The sequence below is a fragment of the Allobosea sp. GW823-FHT01F03 genome (genome assembly GCF_058798075.1).
The window spans coordinates 4,992,193-5,008,384 of sequence record NZ_CM179505.1; the positions used below are offsets into that span (position 1 = coordinate 4,992,193).

General features: G+C 65.2%; 9 protein-coding genes. 5 read left to right on the forward strand and 4 right to left on the reverse strand.

What is annotated here, in order from left to right; translation table 11 throughout:
* Positions 1–4 precede the first annotated feature (4 nt).
* Complete coding sequence (locus tag AC3RCC_RS23890; protein ID WP_465247535.1) at positions 5–1,495, forward strand: tripartite tricarboxylate transporter permease; 1,491 nt, start codon at positions 5–7, stop codon at positions 1,493–1,495.
* A gap of 102 nt (positions 1,496–1,597) precedes the next feature.
* Here the strand turns inward: AC3RCC_RS23890 and AC3RCC_RS23895 are convergent, their stop codons facing one another.
* A complete protein-coding gene (locus AC3RCC_RS23895; protein WP_291640459.1) occupies positions 1,598–2,707 on the reverse strand; it encodes a mandelate racemase/muconate lactonizing enzyme family protein in 1,110 nt (369 codons plus the stop codon).
* 92 nt (positions 2,708–2,799) lie between these two features.
* Between AC3RCC_RS23895 and AC3RCC_RS23900 the strand changes: the two genes are divergently transcribed.
* The 4 genes from AC3RCC_RS23900 (at position 2,800) to AC3RCC_RS23915 (ending at position 6,329) form a co-directional block, all read left to right on the forward strand.
* Positions 2,800–3,756, forward strand: coding sequence for an NAD(P)-dependent oxidoreductase (locus AC3RCC_RS23900; protein ID WP_492256822.1), 957 nt, complete (start codon positions 2,800–2,802; stop codon positions 3,754–3,756).
* 8 nt (positions 3,757–3,764) lie between these two features.
* Positions 3,765–4,880 carry a mandelate racemase/muconate lactonizing enzyme family protein gene (locus AC3RCC_RS23905; protein WP_291640463.1) on the forward strand — a complete coding sequence of 372 codons (1,116 nt, stop codon included), beginning with the start codon at positions 3,765–3,767 and terminating at the stop codon, positions 4,878–4,880.
* Positions 4,881–4,922: 42 nt separating this feature from the next.
* On the forward strand, positions 4,923–5,942 hold the full coding sequence (locus AC3RCC_RS23910) for a GntR family transcriptional regulator (protein ID WP_492256823.1): 1,020 nt from the start codon (positions 4,923–4,925) through the stop codon (positions 5,940–5,942).
* Between the two features lie 228 nt (positions 5,943–6,170).
* Positions 6,171–6,329, forward strand: coding sequence for a hypothetical protein (locus tag AC3RCC_RS23915; RefSeq protein ID WP_492256824.1), 159 nt, complete (start codon positions 6,171–6,173; stop codon positions 6,327–6,329).
* A gap of 1,000 nt (positions 6,330–7,329) precedes the next feature.
* On the opposite strand, the gene AC3RCC_RS23920 is transcribed toward AC3RCC_RS23915, so the two are convergent.
* The 3 genes from AC3RCC_RS23920 to AC3RCC_RS23930 all read right to left on the reverse strand — a co-directional run bounded on the left by AC3RCC_RS23920 (position 7,330) and on the right by AC3RCC_RS23930 (position 16,189).
* Positions 7,330–7,773, reverse strand: a complete 444-nt coding sequence (locus AC3RCC_RS23920) for a hypothetical protein (RefSeq protein ID WP_492256825.1) — start codon at positions 7,771–7,773, stop codon at positions 7,330–7,332.
* 109 nt (positions 7,774–7,882) lie between these two features.
* Positions 7,883–14,347 (reverse strand): hypothetical protein, encoded by a 6,465-nt coding sequence (locus AC3RCC_RS23925; protein ID WP_492256826.1) that lies wholly within the window; start codon positions 14,345–14,347, stop codon positions 7,883–7,885.
* A gap of 3 nt (positions 14,348–14,350) precedes the next feature.
* Positions 14,351–16,189 (reverse strand): hypothetical protein, encoded by a 1,839-nt coding sequence (locus AC3RCC_RS23930; protein ID WP_492256827.1) that lies wholly within the window; start codon positions 16,187–16,189, stop codon positions 14,351–14,353.
* Between the last annotated feature and the right edge of the window lie 3 nt (positions 16,190–16,192).

The following is a 16,192-nucleotide window of genomic DNA, read 5'->3' on the forward strand; positions in this document are numbered from 1 at the left end:
CCCCGTGCTCGATGCTTACCTCACCGCACTCGAGATGGTGCTCGCCCCGAGCGTCCTTCTCGTCATCATCGCCTCGGCGGCCTATGGCCTCCTGGTCGGAGCGATCCCCGGACTCTCAGCGACCATGGCGGTCGCCCTTCTCGTCCCGCTGACGTTCTTCATGCCGGCGGTGCCGGCGGTGGCCGCCATCGTTACCGCGTCCTCGATGGCGATCTTCGCCGGCGATATCCCCGGCTGCCTGCTGCGCATCCCCGGTACGCCCGCCTCGGCGGCCTATGTCGAGGATTCCTATCGGATGAGCCTGAAGGGCGAGCCGGAGAAGGCGCTCGGCATCAGCCTCGTCTTCTCGGTGATGGGCGGCCTCTTCGGGAGCGCCGTGCTGATGGCGGCCGCGCCGGCGATCGCCGATTACGCCCTCAAATTCGGGGCGGTCGAGTTCTTCTGGATTTCGCTGCTCGGCCTGAGCGCGGCCGTATTCATCGGCTCGTCCAGTCCGAGCAAGGGCGTGCTGTCGCTCTTGCTCGGGCTCATCGTGGCAATGGTGGGCATGAACAATCCGGGCGCGGTGCCGCGGCTGACCTTCGGCTCCACCGACCTGATGGCCGGCATTTCGTTGATCCCGGTCATCGTCGGCATGTTCGCCCTGTCCGAGGTGCTGCGCCACATGATCAGCCCCTCGGGGTCGCTCGAGATCGTGCAGAAGAAGATCGGCGGCATCTTCGCCAGCATGTGGCGCCTCACCAAGCAGTATCCCTGGCAGATACTTCGCGGCAGCACGCTCGGCACCGCGGTCGGGATCCTGCCGGGCGCGGGAGCCGACATGGCGGCCTGGCTGTCCTATGCCATGAGCAAGCGCTTTTCGAAGGAGCCGGAGAAGTTCGGCACGGGCCATCCCGAAGGCCTGATCGAGGCCGGCGCCTCCAACAACAGCGCGGTATCGGGCGCCTGGATCCCGGCACTGGTCTTTGGAATTCCCGGCGACTCCATCACCGCGATCGCCATTGGCGTGCTCTTCATGAAGAATATGAACCCGGGCCCGACGATCTTCCTCAATTCGCCGGAGAACGTCTATGCGCTGTTCATCGTCTTCATCCTCGCCAATCTGATCATGCTTCCGCTCGGCTGGGCCTTGATCAAGATCTCGGCGAAGATCCTCAAAGCGCCGCGCGACCTGCTCATGCCCGTGATCCTGGTTCTGTCGATCCTGGGAGCCTATGCGATCAACAACTCGCTTTTCGACATCTGGGTGATGCTCGGCTTCGGCGTGCTCGCCTTCTTCATGGAGGAGAACGACATCCCGCTCGCGCCGGCCATTCTCGGGCTCGTCCTCGGGCCGATGATCGAGGAGAACTTCGTGAACTCCATGATCATGTCGGGCGGCAGCTTCGTCGGCCTTGTCGACCGGCCGATCGCGGGCACGCTCGCGCTGGTGACCGGTACCGTCATCCTGTGGCCGATCGTGGCCGGGCTGCGCAGCCGCAGCCAGCCGGCCTGAGCGCTCGGCGCGCAGGCTATATCCCGAATCCCAATGAAGAAGGCCGGCATCGATGATGCCGGCCTTCTTCATTGTCCGCAGTTCGCGCAGGGACGCGATCCGTCACCAGTTGCCGTGGGCCTGCCTTGCGCTCACCGTGCGGTCAAGCGCTTCCCAGTTCCAGTCGATGCCCAGCCCTGGCTGCTCGGACGGGAAGGCGACCCCGTTCTCGATACGGATGCCGGTATGGGTCACGAGATCGAGCTGCGGGATGAACTCCAGCCAGCGGCTGTTGGGCACGGCGCAGCACAGGCCGAGGTGGATCTCCATCAGAAAGTGCGGACAAACCGGGATGTTGAAGCCCTCGGCCATATGCGCGACCTTCAGCCAGGGCGTGATGCCGCCGATACGCGCGACATCGGTCTGCACGATCGAACAGGCACCCGCCTGCATGTAGTCCTTGAACTGCGACAGGCTGTACATCGATTCGCCGACCGCGATCGGGATCGAGGTCGACTGGCAGAGCCGGCGATGCGCGGCGACGTCATCGGCATGGATAGGCTCCTCGAACCAAGCGATATCGAAGGGCTCGAACGCCTTCGCCCGCCGGATCGCCTCGTCCATATGGAACCCTTGGTTGGCATCGGTCATGATGTCCCATTCGGCTCCGACCGCCTCGCGCACCGCGGCGATGCGGCGCGCATCTTCAGCCGCGTGCGGGCGCCCGAGCTTCAGCTTGGAAGCGCCGAAACCGTCCTCCTTGGCGCGGATCGCCTCCTCGACCAATTCGGACTGGTCAAGATGCAGCCAGCCATTCTCGGTGTTGTAGAGCTTGATCCGGTCCTTGGCGCCACCGGCCAGGCGGTGCAATGGCAGGCCGGTCCGGCGCCCGCGCAGGTCCCAGAGCGCGGTGTCGACTGCCGCAAGCGCGAGCGAGGTCACGGGCCCCACGGTGGTTGCATGGACGCGATACATCAGGTCGCGCCAGATCGCTTCGATGTCGTCGGCCTCGCGGCCGAGCAGCACGGGGACGAGGTGGTCATTCAGCATGTGGATCACCGACGAGCCGCCGGTGCCGATCGTGTAGCTGTAGCCGGTCCCGATCACGCCGTCGGCGTCCCGGATACGAACGATCGGGGTCTCCTGCAGCTCGAAGCTCTGGACCGCATCGGTCCGCTTCACCTTGGGCTTCAGGTCCGCCTGCAGCACCTGCACTCCGACGATCTTAGCCATTCCGCAACAGCCTCCCATTGACTTCTTGCGCCGAGTCCCGGCTTGGAATAATGAACTTCGTATGCATTAAGCGTTTTTGGGAGGAGCGCGCAATGACTAATCGAGAGGTGAAGGTCGCGCTGTGCGGCGATTGGCCCGACGCCCTGGTCGATCGGCTTGAGCGGCTACTGCCGGACTGCCGGATCGTGAACCGCGCCCATCTCGATCACACCGCGGCGCGCGCTTGCGAGGTGCTGATTCCGCTGGGCATGGCCGTCACCGAGGAGTTGCTCGCCGGCAGCGCGATCAAGCTCGTCCACCAGTTCGGCGTCGGCTACGACAAGGTCGACACCGCCGCCGCCAAGCGCCATGGCGTGCAGGTCGCCAACGCGCCCTCGGAGTTCTCGGGAATGGCCGCCTCCGTGGCCGAGCACGCAGTGATGCTCGTCCTGGCCTGCGCGCGCCTGCCTTCCGAGTCGGCCGAGAAGATCGAGACCCGGCGCTGGGTCTGGACCGAGCACCTCAATCTCGGCCTGGCCGGCAAATGCGCCGGGCTGATCGGCCTCGGAAACATCGGCTCGGCCGTGGCGCAGCGGCTGCGCGCCTTCGACATGAGGCTCGTCGGCGTCAAGCGGACCGCGCCGGAGACGACGCCTGACGGCTTCGCCTGGGTCGGCGGGCTAGATCGGCTCGACGCCCTCTGCGCGGAAGCGGACTTCATCGTCGTGACGGCGCCCCACAACGCCCAGTCGGACGCTCTGGTCGATGCCGCCTTCCTCGCCCGGATGAAGCCGAACGCCTCCCTGATCAATGTCGGCCGGGGTGCGATCATCGACGAAGAGGCCTTGATCGGCGCCCTCGATCAGGGGCGCATCCGCGCGGCCGGTCTCGACACCGTACGCCAGGAGCCTCCGGCCGAAGGCAGCCGCCTCGTCGGCCATCCGCGCATCGTGCTGACGCCGCACATCGCCGGCGTGACAGAAATTGCCTTCGACGGCACCACTGCGATGATCGGCGAGAATATTCGCAGGCTTCGCGCCGGCGAAGCACTCCGCTTCCGCGTCGCCTGAGGCAAACCATGAAGATCACCAAGGTCGAGCCCTTTATCCTGCATATCCCGGTCACGAGCGGGCAGATCTCCGATTCGACCCATACGATCTCGCATTGGGGCGTGGTCGGCTGCCGCATCGAGACGGAGACCGGCCTTTCCGGCTACGGCTTCACCGGAACTCATGCGCATCTGCCGTCGGACAGGCTGATCACCGCCTGCATACGCGACTGCTATGCACCGCTGCTGCTCGGCGAGGACGCCGGCGAAATCACGCGGCTCTGGCACCGTCTGGCCCGATCGCCGGCACTGCAGTGGATCGGCCGCGCCGGCATCACCCAGCTCGCCCTTGCGGCGGTCGACGTGGCGCTCTGGGATCTCAAGGCGAAGGCGGCGGAGCAGCCGCTCTGGCATGTCCTCGGCGGCGCGACCAGTACGGTCCTCGACGCCTACAACACCGACATCGGCTGGCTCTCGATTCCGGACGACGCATTGGTCGCGGGCAGCGTCGCCGCCGTCGAAAAAGGCGGTTTCCGGCGCATCAAGCTCAAGGTCGGCCATGCCGACCCGAACACCGACCTCGCCCGCATCGAGAAGGTGCGCAGGGCGGTTGGCGACAGCGTTACCATTGCGGTGGACGGCAACGGGAAATGGGATCTCCCGACCTGCATGCGCTTCTGCGCCCGGGCCGAGGCCTATGATTTGCTCTGGTTCGAGGAGCCGCTCTGGTACGACGACGTCGCCTCCCACGGCGCCCTGGCCCGGGCGACCACGATCCCGGTTGCGCTCGGCGAGCAGCTCTACACGCTCGACGCCTTCAACGCCTTCCTCGACGCCGGAGCGATCCATTATGTCCAGCCGGACGTGACCCGCCTCGGGGGCATCACCGAGTACATTCAAGTGGCGGATGCAGCCCATGCCCGGCGCCTGCCGGTCGCCCCGCATGCCGGCGACATGTCCCAGGTTCACGTCCACCTCGCCTTCTGGCATCCCGCCTCGACGATTCTGGAGTATATCCCCTGGATCAAGGACTGGTTCGAAGAGCCCGCCGCGGTCGAGGCCGGCGCCTTTCGGCGCCCACAACGGCCAGGCGCGAGTTCGACACCAAGCGAAGAGGCGTTCAGGCGGTTCGCCCAGCCCGCCTGAACGCATCGACTGATGTGAGCGGCTTTGAAAGGCGCAGGCAGCATGACGAGAGCTTCGGCGTCTCCGGCTGGCAAGGTCGGCGAAACCCTGGTCGGCCTGCCGATGTACAGGCTCATCGCCGACACGCTCCAGAGCAACATTCGCGACGGCACGCTGCCGGACGGCACCGTGGTGAACGAGACTTCCGTCGCGAAGGCATTCGGCACCAGTCGCGTGCCGGCGGCAGCGGCATTGCGGGAGCTTGAAGAAGCGGGGCTGGTCAGCCGTCTGGCGCGGCGCGGCTTCCAGGTCGGGCAGGGAGCCGGCAAGCTGCACCGGGTCGATCTGCTCGAAGCCGGACTGGTCCTGCCGGAGGGGTTCGACACCGCCGGCGGCTCGCGCAGCCACCGCGCACGGCTCTATCCGGAGGTCGAGCGCGAAATTTCCGCCTGCCTCGCCTATGGCAAGTTCACCGTCAACGAGAGCGGGCTGGCGCGCGCCTACGGCGTCAGCCGGACCATCGCGCACGAGATCCTGGTGCGATTGGAGCGGCTCGATATCGCGCGGCTCGAAGGCTCGCGCTGGTATGTGGGGCCGCTGTCCATGGACGATCTACGCAACCGCTACGAGATGCGCTGGCTGCTCGAGCCCGCCGCCCTTATGCGCGCAGCCCCCCTCCTCGGCCGCCCCGCCGTTACGCGTGCCCTGCGCAGGGTCGAGCGCTATGTCGATGCCGAAACCCGCCCGGCCGCGACGAAAATCCTCGAGCTCGAACAGGACCTCCATCTCGACATGGTGCTCAAGAGCCCCAACAGCGAGATGTGCTCGGCAATCTACCGCTCGCAACTGCCCCTGCTGTCGACGCACTACACCTTCCAGAAGGGCACCAGCGTGGAAGAGATACGCAGCATGGCGCGCGAACACGTCGCGGTGTTCCGCCGGCTGCTGGCGGGGGACGCGGCGGGCGCAGCGGAGGCGCTGGAACAGCATCTTCGCTCGGCCTTCGACGTCGTGATCGAGCGCTATCAAGCCTCGCCGCCGGACGATTTCGTGGCGCCAGAATACATGTCGCGCGAGGCCTAGATCGCCGCGCGTCCGCTCGGACGCGATCACGGCGATCTCTCTCGGTGTTATCGCATCGGAGTTTTCCGAAAAGTGGAGCCCACTTTTCGGTCCGATGCTATGGAGCTTTTCCGAGCGACGCAGCAGCCGGAACGATGCCGGGCCGAACGCAGCTGCGGCGGCACATTCTCGGCCGCAACCGCCAAGCCCTGCCGTCACATCGTCGCTGACGGCAAGAGAGACCTTCCGATGCCTCTCTTGCGAACCTCACCTATAGCCAGAACGGGCGCTTTCACGCTCCTGGTCGAAGCCCTGACGCAGATCGTCGAAACCGATGACGAAGCCCGCGACAAGGCCATCGCCAAGCCTCGCATCGAGGTCCGGACGGCAACGCAGCACAGCGCCTGAAGCCGAGGACGATTGACGAGACGAGGCCTGCCGGTGAAGATCAGCGGACTCTATCCAAGCAAAATACGACGAGCTGCCTCGATATCCTTCTGTCGCAACAGAAATTATTGAAGATTATATTTACTTACTTGGATAGCTCGCAGTGGAATTTTCCTTCGCCGGCCGGTATCGGATTGTGCGTCTGGAAACAGGCGATTATCGTATATACGGAGGATGCCAGCGCTATGGACGCGACTGAGCTTTGCTCATTTGTCCATTTTATAGTCGCGATATTCTCACCCGGATAGTAAGTTCCGGTCTTACAGCGCCAATCTCCGACATTCTGGAATCCAAATATTCGCGCGACTTCGCCGACACCGCTCTTGTCGCAGAACCTGGCTGTTATTGCCCGGTCGCACTTATTCTCAAAACTCCGAAAACTCCAATTCCGATCATCGGAAACATTGATGCAATGCATCGCCGAAGCGCTGCTCGTTGATTTAAAGACATAAGGAACAACGATCGCCCCGAAAACGCCTGCGAGAACATATGGCCAGATTTTCATCTTAACGGAACACTCTTTCGATAACGGCCCATATGACGTAGAACCACGACAAGGGCGCTAAAAACAGTAAATATGCAATTCCTGACATTCCATTTTTGGCAATAAGAATCATGGCCGCAATAAATACACCGGCCCAATAGCCATCAGAACTCATTTTTGCGCACCTCCCCCAATCCCCGTAAAACCGCGAACATGCGAAATGAAACGGCCCACGCGCGAGTCATTGCGGCGATCTGAATTCAAATCGCCATGAAGGCGACGCAGATGGTGCTTTATTGAATGTGTGCTCGTTCTTTGCTTGCTCCGCCATCACCGATCCCTCCCGGTGTCGCGCGACGCCCCTGAGAACACGCCACGCACAAAGCCGCGAGAGACGGCTTTGGCGGCAGCCCCCCCGAGCGTCCGCCGCTCGCTTGCATATTTCTCAACCAGCCCGGTCGTTCCCACGCGCTCGCGTCACGATCGTCTTCGATCTCGGCCAGCCTCGCCGACATGACCTCTGCCTCCTTCACGAGAACGGAACAGAAGCAAAAGCCGAAAGGATACCAGGCTGCTTGCCGGCGTTTGCGCCATGCGCTTGATCGGTGTTGTGCGCTTCCGTGCTTTGATGGCCGCATGAGCAAGCTGGAACAGCATCGGATTGAACGCCCATGCCGTGACGCCGACAAGGAACTCGTGCCGTTCGGCGGCGCTTTGCGGCGATCTCGCGCCGTCATGGCCGAGCTGCTGCGAGCCCGACATTCTCGGCCTCGCACCGCGCCCTGATGAGCTGGTCCCTACCGAGCCCTGTCTTTTGGCGGCCAGCAGGACCGCAATGCCGAGGAAACGCCACGGGCCGGAAGAAACCCTGAAGCACTGTTCGATCGATTTTCGGATTCCGATCTCGTCAATAATCAGCATCCCCTGTCATGCGGCAGCCGGCGCAGCCGCATGACAGGACTGGCGGCATCGATTGCCGTCGAACGCCATGGCTGGATCGGATCGAGATGTCGGCCTATGCGATCCACGCCTATGTCTTCAGCACCCCATCATGCGAAATGATCGGGATCGGCGGCGAGACCGCGACGATGCGCGCCTGCGCCTCCACCATCTGGCGCAAGGCCTGCGGCGTCACCTCGAGCGCCGGCTCATCCCCGCCGGCCCGGCCAAACAGCCAGTCGAATTCGAAAGCGCCCGAGAGTGGCTTCGGGACATGCAGCAACGATACGTCGGCCCAGAACTCGCCAGAGCCGCCCTGCGCCTTAACCCCGATGACGAAGCCGGAATTCTCTCTGATCTTTGTCGGCATCGCAAAGCTGCCGGCGCTGTTGTCATGCGGAACCAAGCGTGCCTCTCCGTCGGATCGCAATTGCTGGACGGACACGATCCTTTCTCCCTCCACCCGCAGCTCGAGCGCCTTGGTGAAGCTCCTAGCGCCGTTGTCGAGCTGGATCTCGATCTTGCGGAGATTCTTGTTCGCATCGGCCAACTCAAGCTCCAGGCTGGAGAACCGGTGCAGATGCGCTGGCGATCCAACCAGGCGTATCAGGAGCCGCATGCCCTTGATGTCGGTGTCGAGGCCGGTTCCCGTCAGGTCGAAATAGGCCTTGTGGTATGTCAGCGGGATCGCCCCCGACGGGGTCCCGCACAGGATCGCGGCCGGCGTCTCGAACTCGACGACTCGCACGCGGTCTTCGGCAGAGGGGGATTTGATGGCGCCCGAGGGCAAGACAAGCCCGTTGACCGCGCCAGCGAGCAGCGCCGAACGGCAGAAAGTCTCGACCGGCCGCCCCGGCTCGTCGAGATAGCGGGTGGTGAGCGCCGCAAGATGGCGGTGAACGTGGAGCGGAAACGGGCTGAGGAGGGTCGACGAGATCAGCCAGGCGGGCTGGCCATTGCTGCCGCTGCGCATCAGCTGGATCTTCTCGTGGTTCGCCGTGAGCATGGCGACGAGTTCCGTTGTCGGCACCGGTTCCGCGGCAAAGTCATTCTGATCGCCCGAACCGTCCGGCTGCTTCTGCTCGGCGACATGCACGAAGTCGAAATCGCGGCTGGTCCGTGTCCAGGCCAGGAAGGTCGGCAAGCTCGCCATCGCGGCACGGGCAGTAGCGCTTTCCGCTGCCGTCAAAGTGACGGCGACCGGCTGCTCCTTCTTGCCCTTGCTCTTGTCCTTGGCGGGCGACGACCATTCGAAGCTTGCCAGCATCAGCGGCGCGCTGCTGCGGCCGGCGGCTGTGTCGACCCAGTTCGCTGTCGGAACCGCGAATACGGAAAGCGAATAGCGTCCGGCGGAGACCGGCTGATGCAGGACGGCGAGCTTCGCGAAATCGCGTTCCTCCGGCGAGCCCTTCTGGATCGACGGCAAGCGTGCGATGTCGACATGCTTGTCCTTGGCTCCCGCAACATGGCCGTCGACGGCGAGCTTGAGGGTGCGCAAGACGAGGGCGCCGCCGGCTTCAGCGCTCAGCAGCAGATCCGCTTCGGCCCCGTCGGCGCCGTATCGCAGCAGCTTTTCGGGCATCCCCTTCTGCAGATCCAGCTCGATCCACCAGCCGCGCTCGGCGTCGAGGCCGATGGACGCGACGGTCTCTTCCGTCGTCCATGCCGGATCGAGGTGACGGCGTAGCGAAACGCCGAGGAAGTGCTCCTCGAGCGAAACGGCGTCGGAGGCCGCATCGCCGATATCGCGTGGCGAGAGCATGACGAGGCTGTTCGGGAAGGCCGGCGCCGTGGCGTTGGCATGGTCGAAGGTCAGGCCGACCGGGCCTTCTGCCATCAGCGTCATGCCGAGCGCCCGCGTCTTGTCCATGGGGCGGTAGTCCAGATAGGGGGTCGGTCCGATCTCCTTGCGCGCGTCGAGGATCTCGACGGTTGCGACCTGCTTGCCCGAGCCCGATTGTGGGAGCGCTTCAAAGCCGTAGCCGAAGCCGGTCTTGATCTCCGAAGCGATCCGATCGGCGAGCCCGCCGCGGGCGAAAGGCGGCTCCTGCAGCACGCCGATCACCGGCGGCCCGGGATGCCTGTCGGCCCCGCCGCCCGGCGCCGTCGTCAGGGGGATCAGCGCACGCAATTGCGGCCGGGTCAGCATGATGCGCGACTGGTCGGCGAGCATTGCGACGCGCATCGTCCAGCCCGTCTCCGGCCTCGCCTCCTCCGCCGACCAGGATATGAGCTCGCGGCCGGCCCGCAAGGCGCCGGCATAGCGCGAGCGCAGGGTGAAGCGATGACGGAAATAGGTGGCGGAAGGCTGGTCCCAGAAATGCGGTTGCAGCACCGTGCGCGAGGGCAAGGGCAGCAGCTTCTGGGTGATGCTCTGAGCGTCGAGATTCGAGCGGTCGAAAAACGCCTCCCCCTCGAAACGAGCCAGCCGACCAGCCTGATCGAGCCGGAGCTCCACGGCCGGGTCGAGCGGGGTGTCCGCCTTCTGGCCGTCCTCGCGAAAATCTCTCGGGTTGATGTGATGATAGATCGGGCGCCCGCTCGGGCGCCAGCACTGCGAGGTCACGTCGATTTCGCCGATCAGTCGCCAGAAGCGTGTCCGCTCGGCGTGCGATGGACCTTTCGGCAGCTGGTCCCTGGTGACGATCTCATAGCGGCGAGAGCTGCGGATCGGCTGAACCGCGATCATCTCGGCGGCGAGCCGGCTCCGAGCCTCCCTGTCCTGCTGCGCGGACGTGAAGGCCAGCATCGTCTCGACCCGAACCGCCGCGGCCGGGAAAGCGAGGTGCTTGCCGGCGATGGCGCGTGTCGTGAATTGCAGAAGGCCGGTGTCGAACACGGGCGGATGGATGCCTTGCCCGGCGAAGTGCTCGGCCGGGACGAGCGCGTCGACAGACAGGCGTGCGACATGGCCGGCCGGGATGATCGCCCTGAAATCGCTGGCTTTGCCAGCAAGCCTCAGCGAAGGGCCCGGACCGATAGTGACCGTGCAGCAGAATGCCTGCGCGATCGGGGCGAAAATCTTGGCGTGCAGACGCTCGGGCGTCCAGAGCGTGTTGTCCTTCAGGTTCTCGGCGATCTTCCGCAGCGCTTCCGAGACGTCGAAGGTCTCGCTGTCGGGCTTCGCCGGCGTCCCGGCGAGCTGATCGAGCAGGATGAGTTCGATCCGTATCTGCTCCACGGCCGGATCGGGCAGCCGGTCGAGCGCGGCCGCGATGCTCTCATCCTGGTGACGCATCAGATAAGCGGCGAGCAGCGCGCCCTCGAAGCGCCGGGCGATGGCGTCATCCTTGAAGATCCGCTTGCGCAGATCGGCATTGCCGAGCCAACGGTCGAAATCGAGATAGCCGATCCGCGGCGTATGCAGCGTGACGATGACCTCGTCGCTCAACCCGCCATTCCAGCCATCCTTTTCCGGGGCCAGAAGCAGCAGTGGTGCATCCACTCCGTCCGGTGCGCGGGCCCCCGTATCCGTGAAGCTCATCGCGGCCGATCCGCCTGCGGCTTTCAGCACGAGGCGCAGCCGCAGCGTGTCGGACCGGCTCTGGAACGTGCGCCTTTCCTTGACACCGCCGCAGCTCACCGTCAGCACCACGTCGAGCGGGCTGGCGGCATCATACGGGTCGCTGCGCGTCGCACTGGAACTGATCTCGATCGCGTCCACCGCTGCGAGATCGACAGCGTTCGACTTGCCCTCATTGGCCGCGCCCACCTGCTCGAAGCTGACATTGGCGATGCCGGGATGGTCCGGGTTCGCGGCCGGGCCATCGAAGAAGCGCAACTCGAGCGCGGAGGGCGCGCCGATCCAGCGGATATCGGCGAGCTGCCAGCTGTTCGTCATGTCCGAGGCGGTGGCGCTGCCGATCACCAGGGCCCCGCGTCCGTCGGATTCGCGGAACAGATCGCGCGCGCCGTCGGCGGATTGTTCAGCGTAAACTCCGATGCGCGGATAGTCGGCGGCGAGCGGCGCGACCGCGGCGAGCGGAGCACCAATGCGCAGGGGCTTTCCGTTCTGGCGCTTCTCCTCCACCGCCGTCTGGCCGATCGCGGTGCGACGGCTGTAAGGGACGCGTGCGATCAGTGTGCCCTGCGTCGTCTCGCTTGGCGCCTGCAGCTTGTGCTTCGGCATCCAAGGCTGCGCGGCAGAGTGCTGCAGAATGAGCGGCAAGGTACCGGCATTGGTCGTGACGAAGGACAGGCTCTCGACCCAACGCCCATAGGCGAGACGTGGGACCCTGGCGAAACCGGGCGCCGTGGAGGATCCGTGGCGATAGAACGGCGTGTAGCTGCGTTCTCCTTCCGCGGTGCCGTTCGGCAGCCGCGTTTCCAGGAGCTCGGTGCTGGCGAAGGGAAAGCCCTGAAAGTCGATGAACATCGGGGCCCGGCCGTCGCTCACCGCTGGCAGCATCGGATGGATCACAGCTTCGACGGTCGTGACGGATGCGGGCTTGTCAGGATCGTGCGGCCAGGTCAGCTCGGCCAGATTGGCATGTGCCCAGAGGTTCTTGCTGTCATCGGTGCTGTCGATGCGCCGCAGGCAGACGCCGATGCCATTCAGATGCTGCGCGAAAACGTCGACCCTGGCTCCGTCCATATCGGCTGCAATCTGGATAGGCAGCGGGTGCGGCGCATTCTCAGGGATGAAATGCGCCAGCGGATCGAGGAGGCGGTCGAGCCCCGCGATCGAGGCAGCATAGGCTCGCGCGAGATGCGTGTGGACCAGCCGCCTGTCCTCGGGCGTTCCCGGAAACGCCGGCGTCGGCAGCGCCTCGATCAACGTGGCGAAACATCCCAGCCCTGCCGCAACGCCGTCCTCGCCGAGCAGGCGCCTGCCGAAATAGTCGGCGTCCCTGGCGAGCTCACGAAATTGCGTCGATCTGCTTCGCTCCGTGCCGTCCAGCCGCTCCAGCACCAGTTTGAGGAACTCGCTGCCGGCAGCACGCCTGGCCGCCTCGGCGCCGTTGAAAGCGCCGTCGAGCAGGGCTCGGAAGGCGGCCCAGGCCGACGGGACCACATCGCTCTCGATAGCGTCGATGAGCGCCTCGTCGCCGGGTCGCCCGATCGCCTCCGCATAGTTTTCGGCGATCAGCCGCGCCGGCGGTCCGTTGAAAGCCGGTGCGCTGGTCTCGATCAGCCGCAATGTCGCCGCTTCCAGCCCCGCTTCGTCCTGCAGACGCTGTTCGGCGGCGGCGAGGCCCCGCATCAGCATCGCGAGCCCCTGCTCCTCGGTGACCGAGAGCCGGGCGGGGTCGAGCACCACTCCCGACGCGCCCTCATAAATGCGCAGCAAGGTCTCGATATAGGCTGCTTCAGGCGAAGCATCGGATCCGGGTTTGCCGATGCCGTGCACATGGCGCAGGGCTGCGGCAAGCTGCGCGCGATCGGCATTGCGCTGCGCAAGCGGACTGTGCCGCAACGTATCGCGCAGCGCGCCCGTCACGAACGGCGCGCGCAAATTCTCCGGGGTGAGCTTATGGGCGTCTTGAAACCCCGGCCGTTCGAGCTCTTCGAGCAGCGCCGTGACCAATGGCGCGAGGATCGGCCCCTCGCTGTCATCGCCAGAGGCAGGTTTCAGGAGACCGATGAGGAGGGTGTCGAGCGCAGCGCAGAGTCCCGCGGCCGCGGCCCAGACGGCGATCGGCGACGGTGTTCCCGGCTCGGCGGGAACCGAACCCGGCTCGAACAATGCTTCGTACGGCCTGTCCGCCTCGCCGGCAGACGAAGCCAGCGCAGGGCCGACCGCCAGCAACGTGGCGGCCCGTTCCTCGAACCAGCGCGCGACGCGCCACAGATTGACGGCGTCGCAATCGACCTTGAGAAAGCCCTCTGGGCCGATGATGTCGTCGACTTCCCCGGGCAGGTCGAGCGGCAGGGCCGCCTCGCTCAGCAACTCGGTCCTGCAAATGACCTTGCCGAGTCCGCCGAGTGGATCATAGCTGACATCCCAGTTCGGATCGGCGATGGTGCCGGCGGTCGTCGGCACCTCCGGATGCTCGCCCGGGTCGGCGAAATAAGGCAGCACCAGATAGTGCCCGAGCCCCTTACTCGCCGGGCGCAGCAGATGCGTCAGCCCAAATTTGTGGGCGATCGGCGCGTTCCACGACTGCGCCGCCCGCAGCCGGTCGGCCGCTCCGGCAGCCTGGACGGTGATCTCCGTCGGCTCTTGCGTGTTGGCGGCTGCGCTGGTCGACCAGTATCGCGACGAGGATGTCGAGGCTGGTCGCCCTTCCTTGTCGAGCCATGCCAGGAGTTCCCCGGCCGCACCGAGCGAGGTCTCGGAAATCTGGTCGTCGACCTTGCCGACCCATGCCAGCCCCTGGCCGGTGACGTATTTCCAGACATGGAACCGGACCTGCTGCACGGCCTGCAGAAATCTATCGAAGAGGCGCCGCGCCGCGGCCTCCTCGTCATCGATCGGCGCGGCCGATCCGGAAACCGACGGGCATTCCAGACTGAGATTGACCGCGAAGACGATCGGCTTCTCGGCGCTGGCGGGGTGGAACGAGGCCGGCTCGCGATCCAGCAGGCAATGGAGGACGGGGTCTTGCAAGGCCATGGCTCAGCTCCTCGCTCCCTGCAATTTCCTGGCTTGCGTCTGGAATTCAGGCTCCGGTCTTGGATTGGCTGCCGTTGCGGCGACGCTCAGGCTCGTGGCGGTCTCGGCCTTGCCGTCGCGCAGCTTGTATCGGACGCCGGCGCGCGCCGTGATCTTGAAGAACCTCGAAATGCGGATGGTCACGGAAAGCGTGCCGTCGGCGTCGATCTGGCCGGAGTCGCGATAGGTCATCCGCAGCATCAGCACGATGCCGACCGTGGCGATGCCGGCGACATTGACGTGGCCGGCGATCACCAGCACCAAGGCGATCGAGAGCCCGCCCCCGGGACGGCCGATCAGCTTGCGGTAGCTCAGCACTCCGGAAAGCGTGATGAAGACCTGGCCGGAGAACGGGCCGACGGCGAAGGCGAGCGAGGCCGACCCGCCCGCGCCGGCCTCGACCGCGACCATCAGCTCGGAGTCGAAGGGCCGGTATTCGGCCTCGACCTGGATGTAGCCAGTGCCGCCGATGATGAAGATCGAGAAGATGAAGGGCCGCTCCACCGTCGACAGGTTGAAGCGGTCGGCGAGCATGAAGTCCGGATAGGCGAGCAGCTTGAAGCGGTTCTCGATCGAGAGGTTCGAGATGCCGCTGGTGCCGAAGTTCAGAGCGAGCGGCGGGATCGCAAATTCGTGCTCGATGCCGACCGGGACGCCATCGCGCTTGACGAGCTTCAGCCCACCGATCTCGTCCGGAAAGAGGGTCGAAAGGAAGTCCTGGATGAATTTGAAGCTCGGATTGAGCCGGATGTTCTTCGGATCGAACTCGATCTCGAGCCCCTTCTCGCGCGTGAAGGCGAGCGCGAATTTGTCGAAGCGCAGCATCGACTGGCCGCCGACGACGATGTCGATGCTGGTGTCGATGCGGCCGAAGCCGCTTTCCGTCGGCCGATCCTCGTCCTTGGAGGCTTCCAGCCGCACGCGGCCGGTGAGCGCCATGTCGACGAAATCGGCACTGAACGGGCCGACCGAGAACAGGCTGCGACGCCCCGGCATGGGCGCGTTGATGTCGAGCTGCACCCAGGCGCGCGCCTGAGCCTTGTCGAAGTCGTGCGTGACCTTGATGGCGTCGCGAACGCCGGCGGGCAATTTGAAGCCCTTGAACAGGCCGTCGAGCTTGGCGCCGCCGAGATTGCGGAACACCGCGCCGATATCGAGCCCGGACAGGTCGGAGGGCAGCAGCCGGTCGCCGATCCTGTCGAAGGGCAGCGACAGGCCGAGCGCCTTCAGCTCGTCGCCGAGCCGGTTGAACAGCGCCTTCGTCTCGGTGGTGTCGATGATGTCCGAAAGCTCGTCATAGCCTGACCGGATACGGTCGATATCGGCCTTGAGGGCGGCGAGCTCGGGCGCCGAGGTGACCGCCGAATAGAGCTTCAGGACATTGGACGGGGCCGCCATCGGCCCGCCCGTGGTGAGCCGGCTCGCTGCGCCGAAGGCGCGCTCGCCATACATGCGCGCTGTTTCGGTCGAGCGGGCAAGGTTGTTCTGCAGGCCGCGCACCGAATGATCCAGCGCGTTCACCGTGGCGAGCAGCGCGTCTGCCTTCCTGCCAAAATCCTCGATACTGCCGCCGATGGCATCCTCGATGCGCTTCGTGACCGTACCGAATGCGGCCTTCAGCTCCTCGGCCTTCGTATCGAGATATTTCTCCGCATCGGTCGCCAGGGCCTGGAGATAGGATCTGGCCTTGTCCACGCCTTCGAAGGCCGCCCCGCAGGCGAGCGAGACCTCGTCCAGCGCTCCGAGCGTCGCGGCCGAGAGCTCGCCGATCGGCTCCTCAATCGCCTCGCCCAAGGCGCGCATCTG

Excerpts from the sequence above, each read along its gene's own strand:
- AC3RCC_RS23900 (WP_492256822.1), top strand. The coding sequence starts at position 2,800 with ATGACTAATCGAGAGGTGAAGGTCGCGCTGTGCGGCGATTGGCCCGAC.
- AC3RCC_RS23930 (WP_492256827.1), bottom strand. The coding sequence starts at position 16,189 with ATGCGCGCCTTGGGCGAGGCGATTGAGGAGCCGATCGGCGAGCTCTCG.
- AC3RCC_RS23915 (WP_492256824.1), top strand. The coding sequence starts at position 6,171 with ATGCCTCTCTTGCGAACCTCACCTATAGCCAGAACGGGCGCTTTCACG.
- AC3RCC_RS23895 (WP_291640459.1), bottom strand. The coding sequence starts at position 2,707 with ATGGCTAAGATCGTCGGAGTGCAGGTGCTGCAGGCGGACCTGAAGCCC.
- AC3RCC_RS23920 (WP_492256825.1), bottom strand. The coding sequence starts at position 7,773 with ATGCTGATTATTGACGAGATCGGAATCCGAAAATCGATCGAACAGTGC.
- AC3RCC_RS23910 (WP_492256823.1), top strand. The coding sequence starts at position 4,923 with ATGACGAGAGCTTCGGCGTCTCCGGCTGGCAAGGTCGGCGAAACCCTG.
- AC3RCC_RS23905 (WP_291640463.1), top strand. The coding sequence starts at position 3,765 with ATGAAGATCACCAAGGTCGAGCCCTTTATCCTGCATATCCCGGTCACG.
- AC3RCC_RS23925 (WP_492256826.1), bottom strand. The coding sequence starts at position 14,347 with ATGGCCTTGCAAGACCCCGTCCTCCATTGCCTGCTGGATCGCGAGCCG.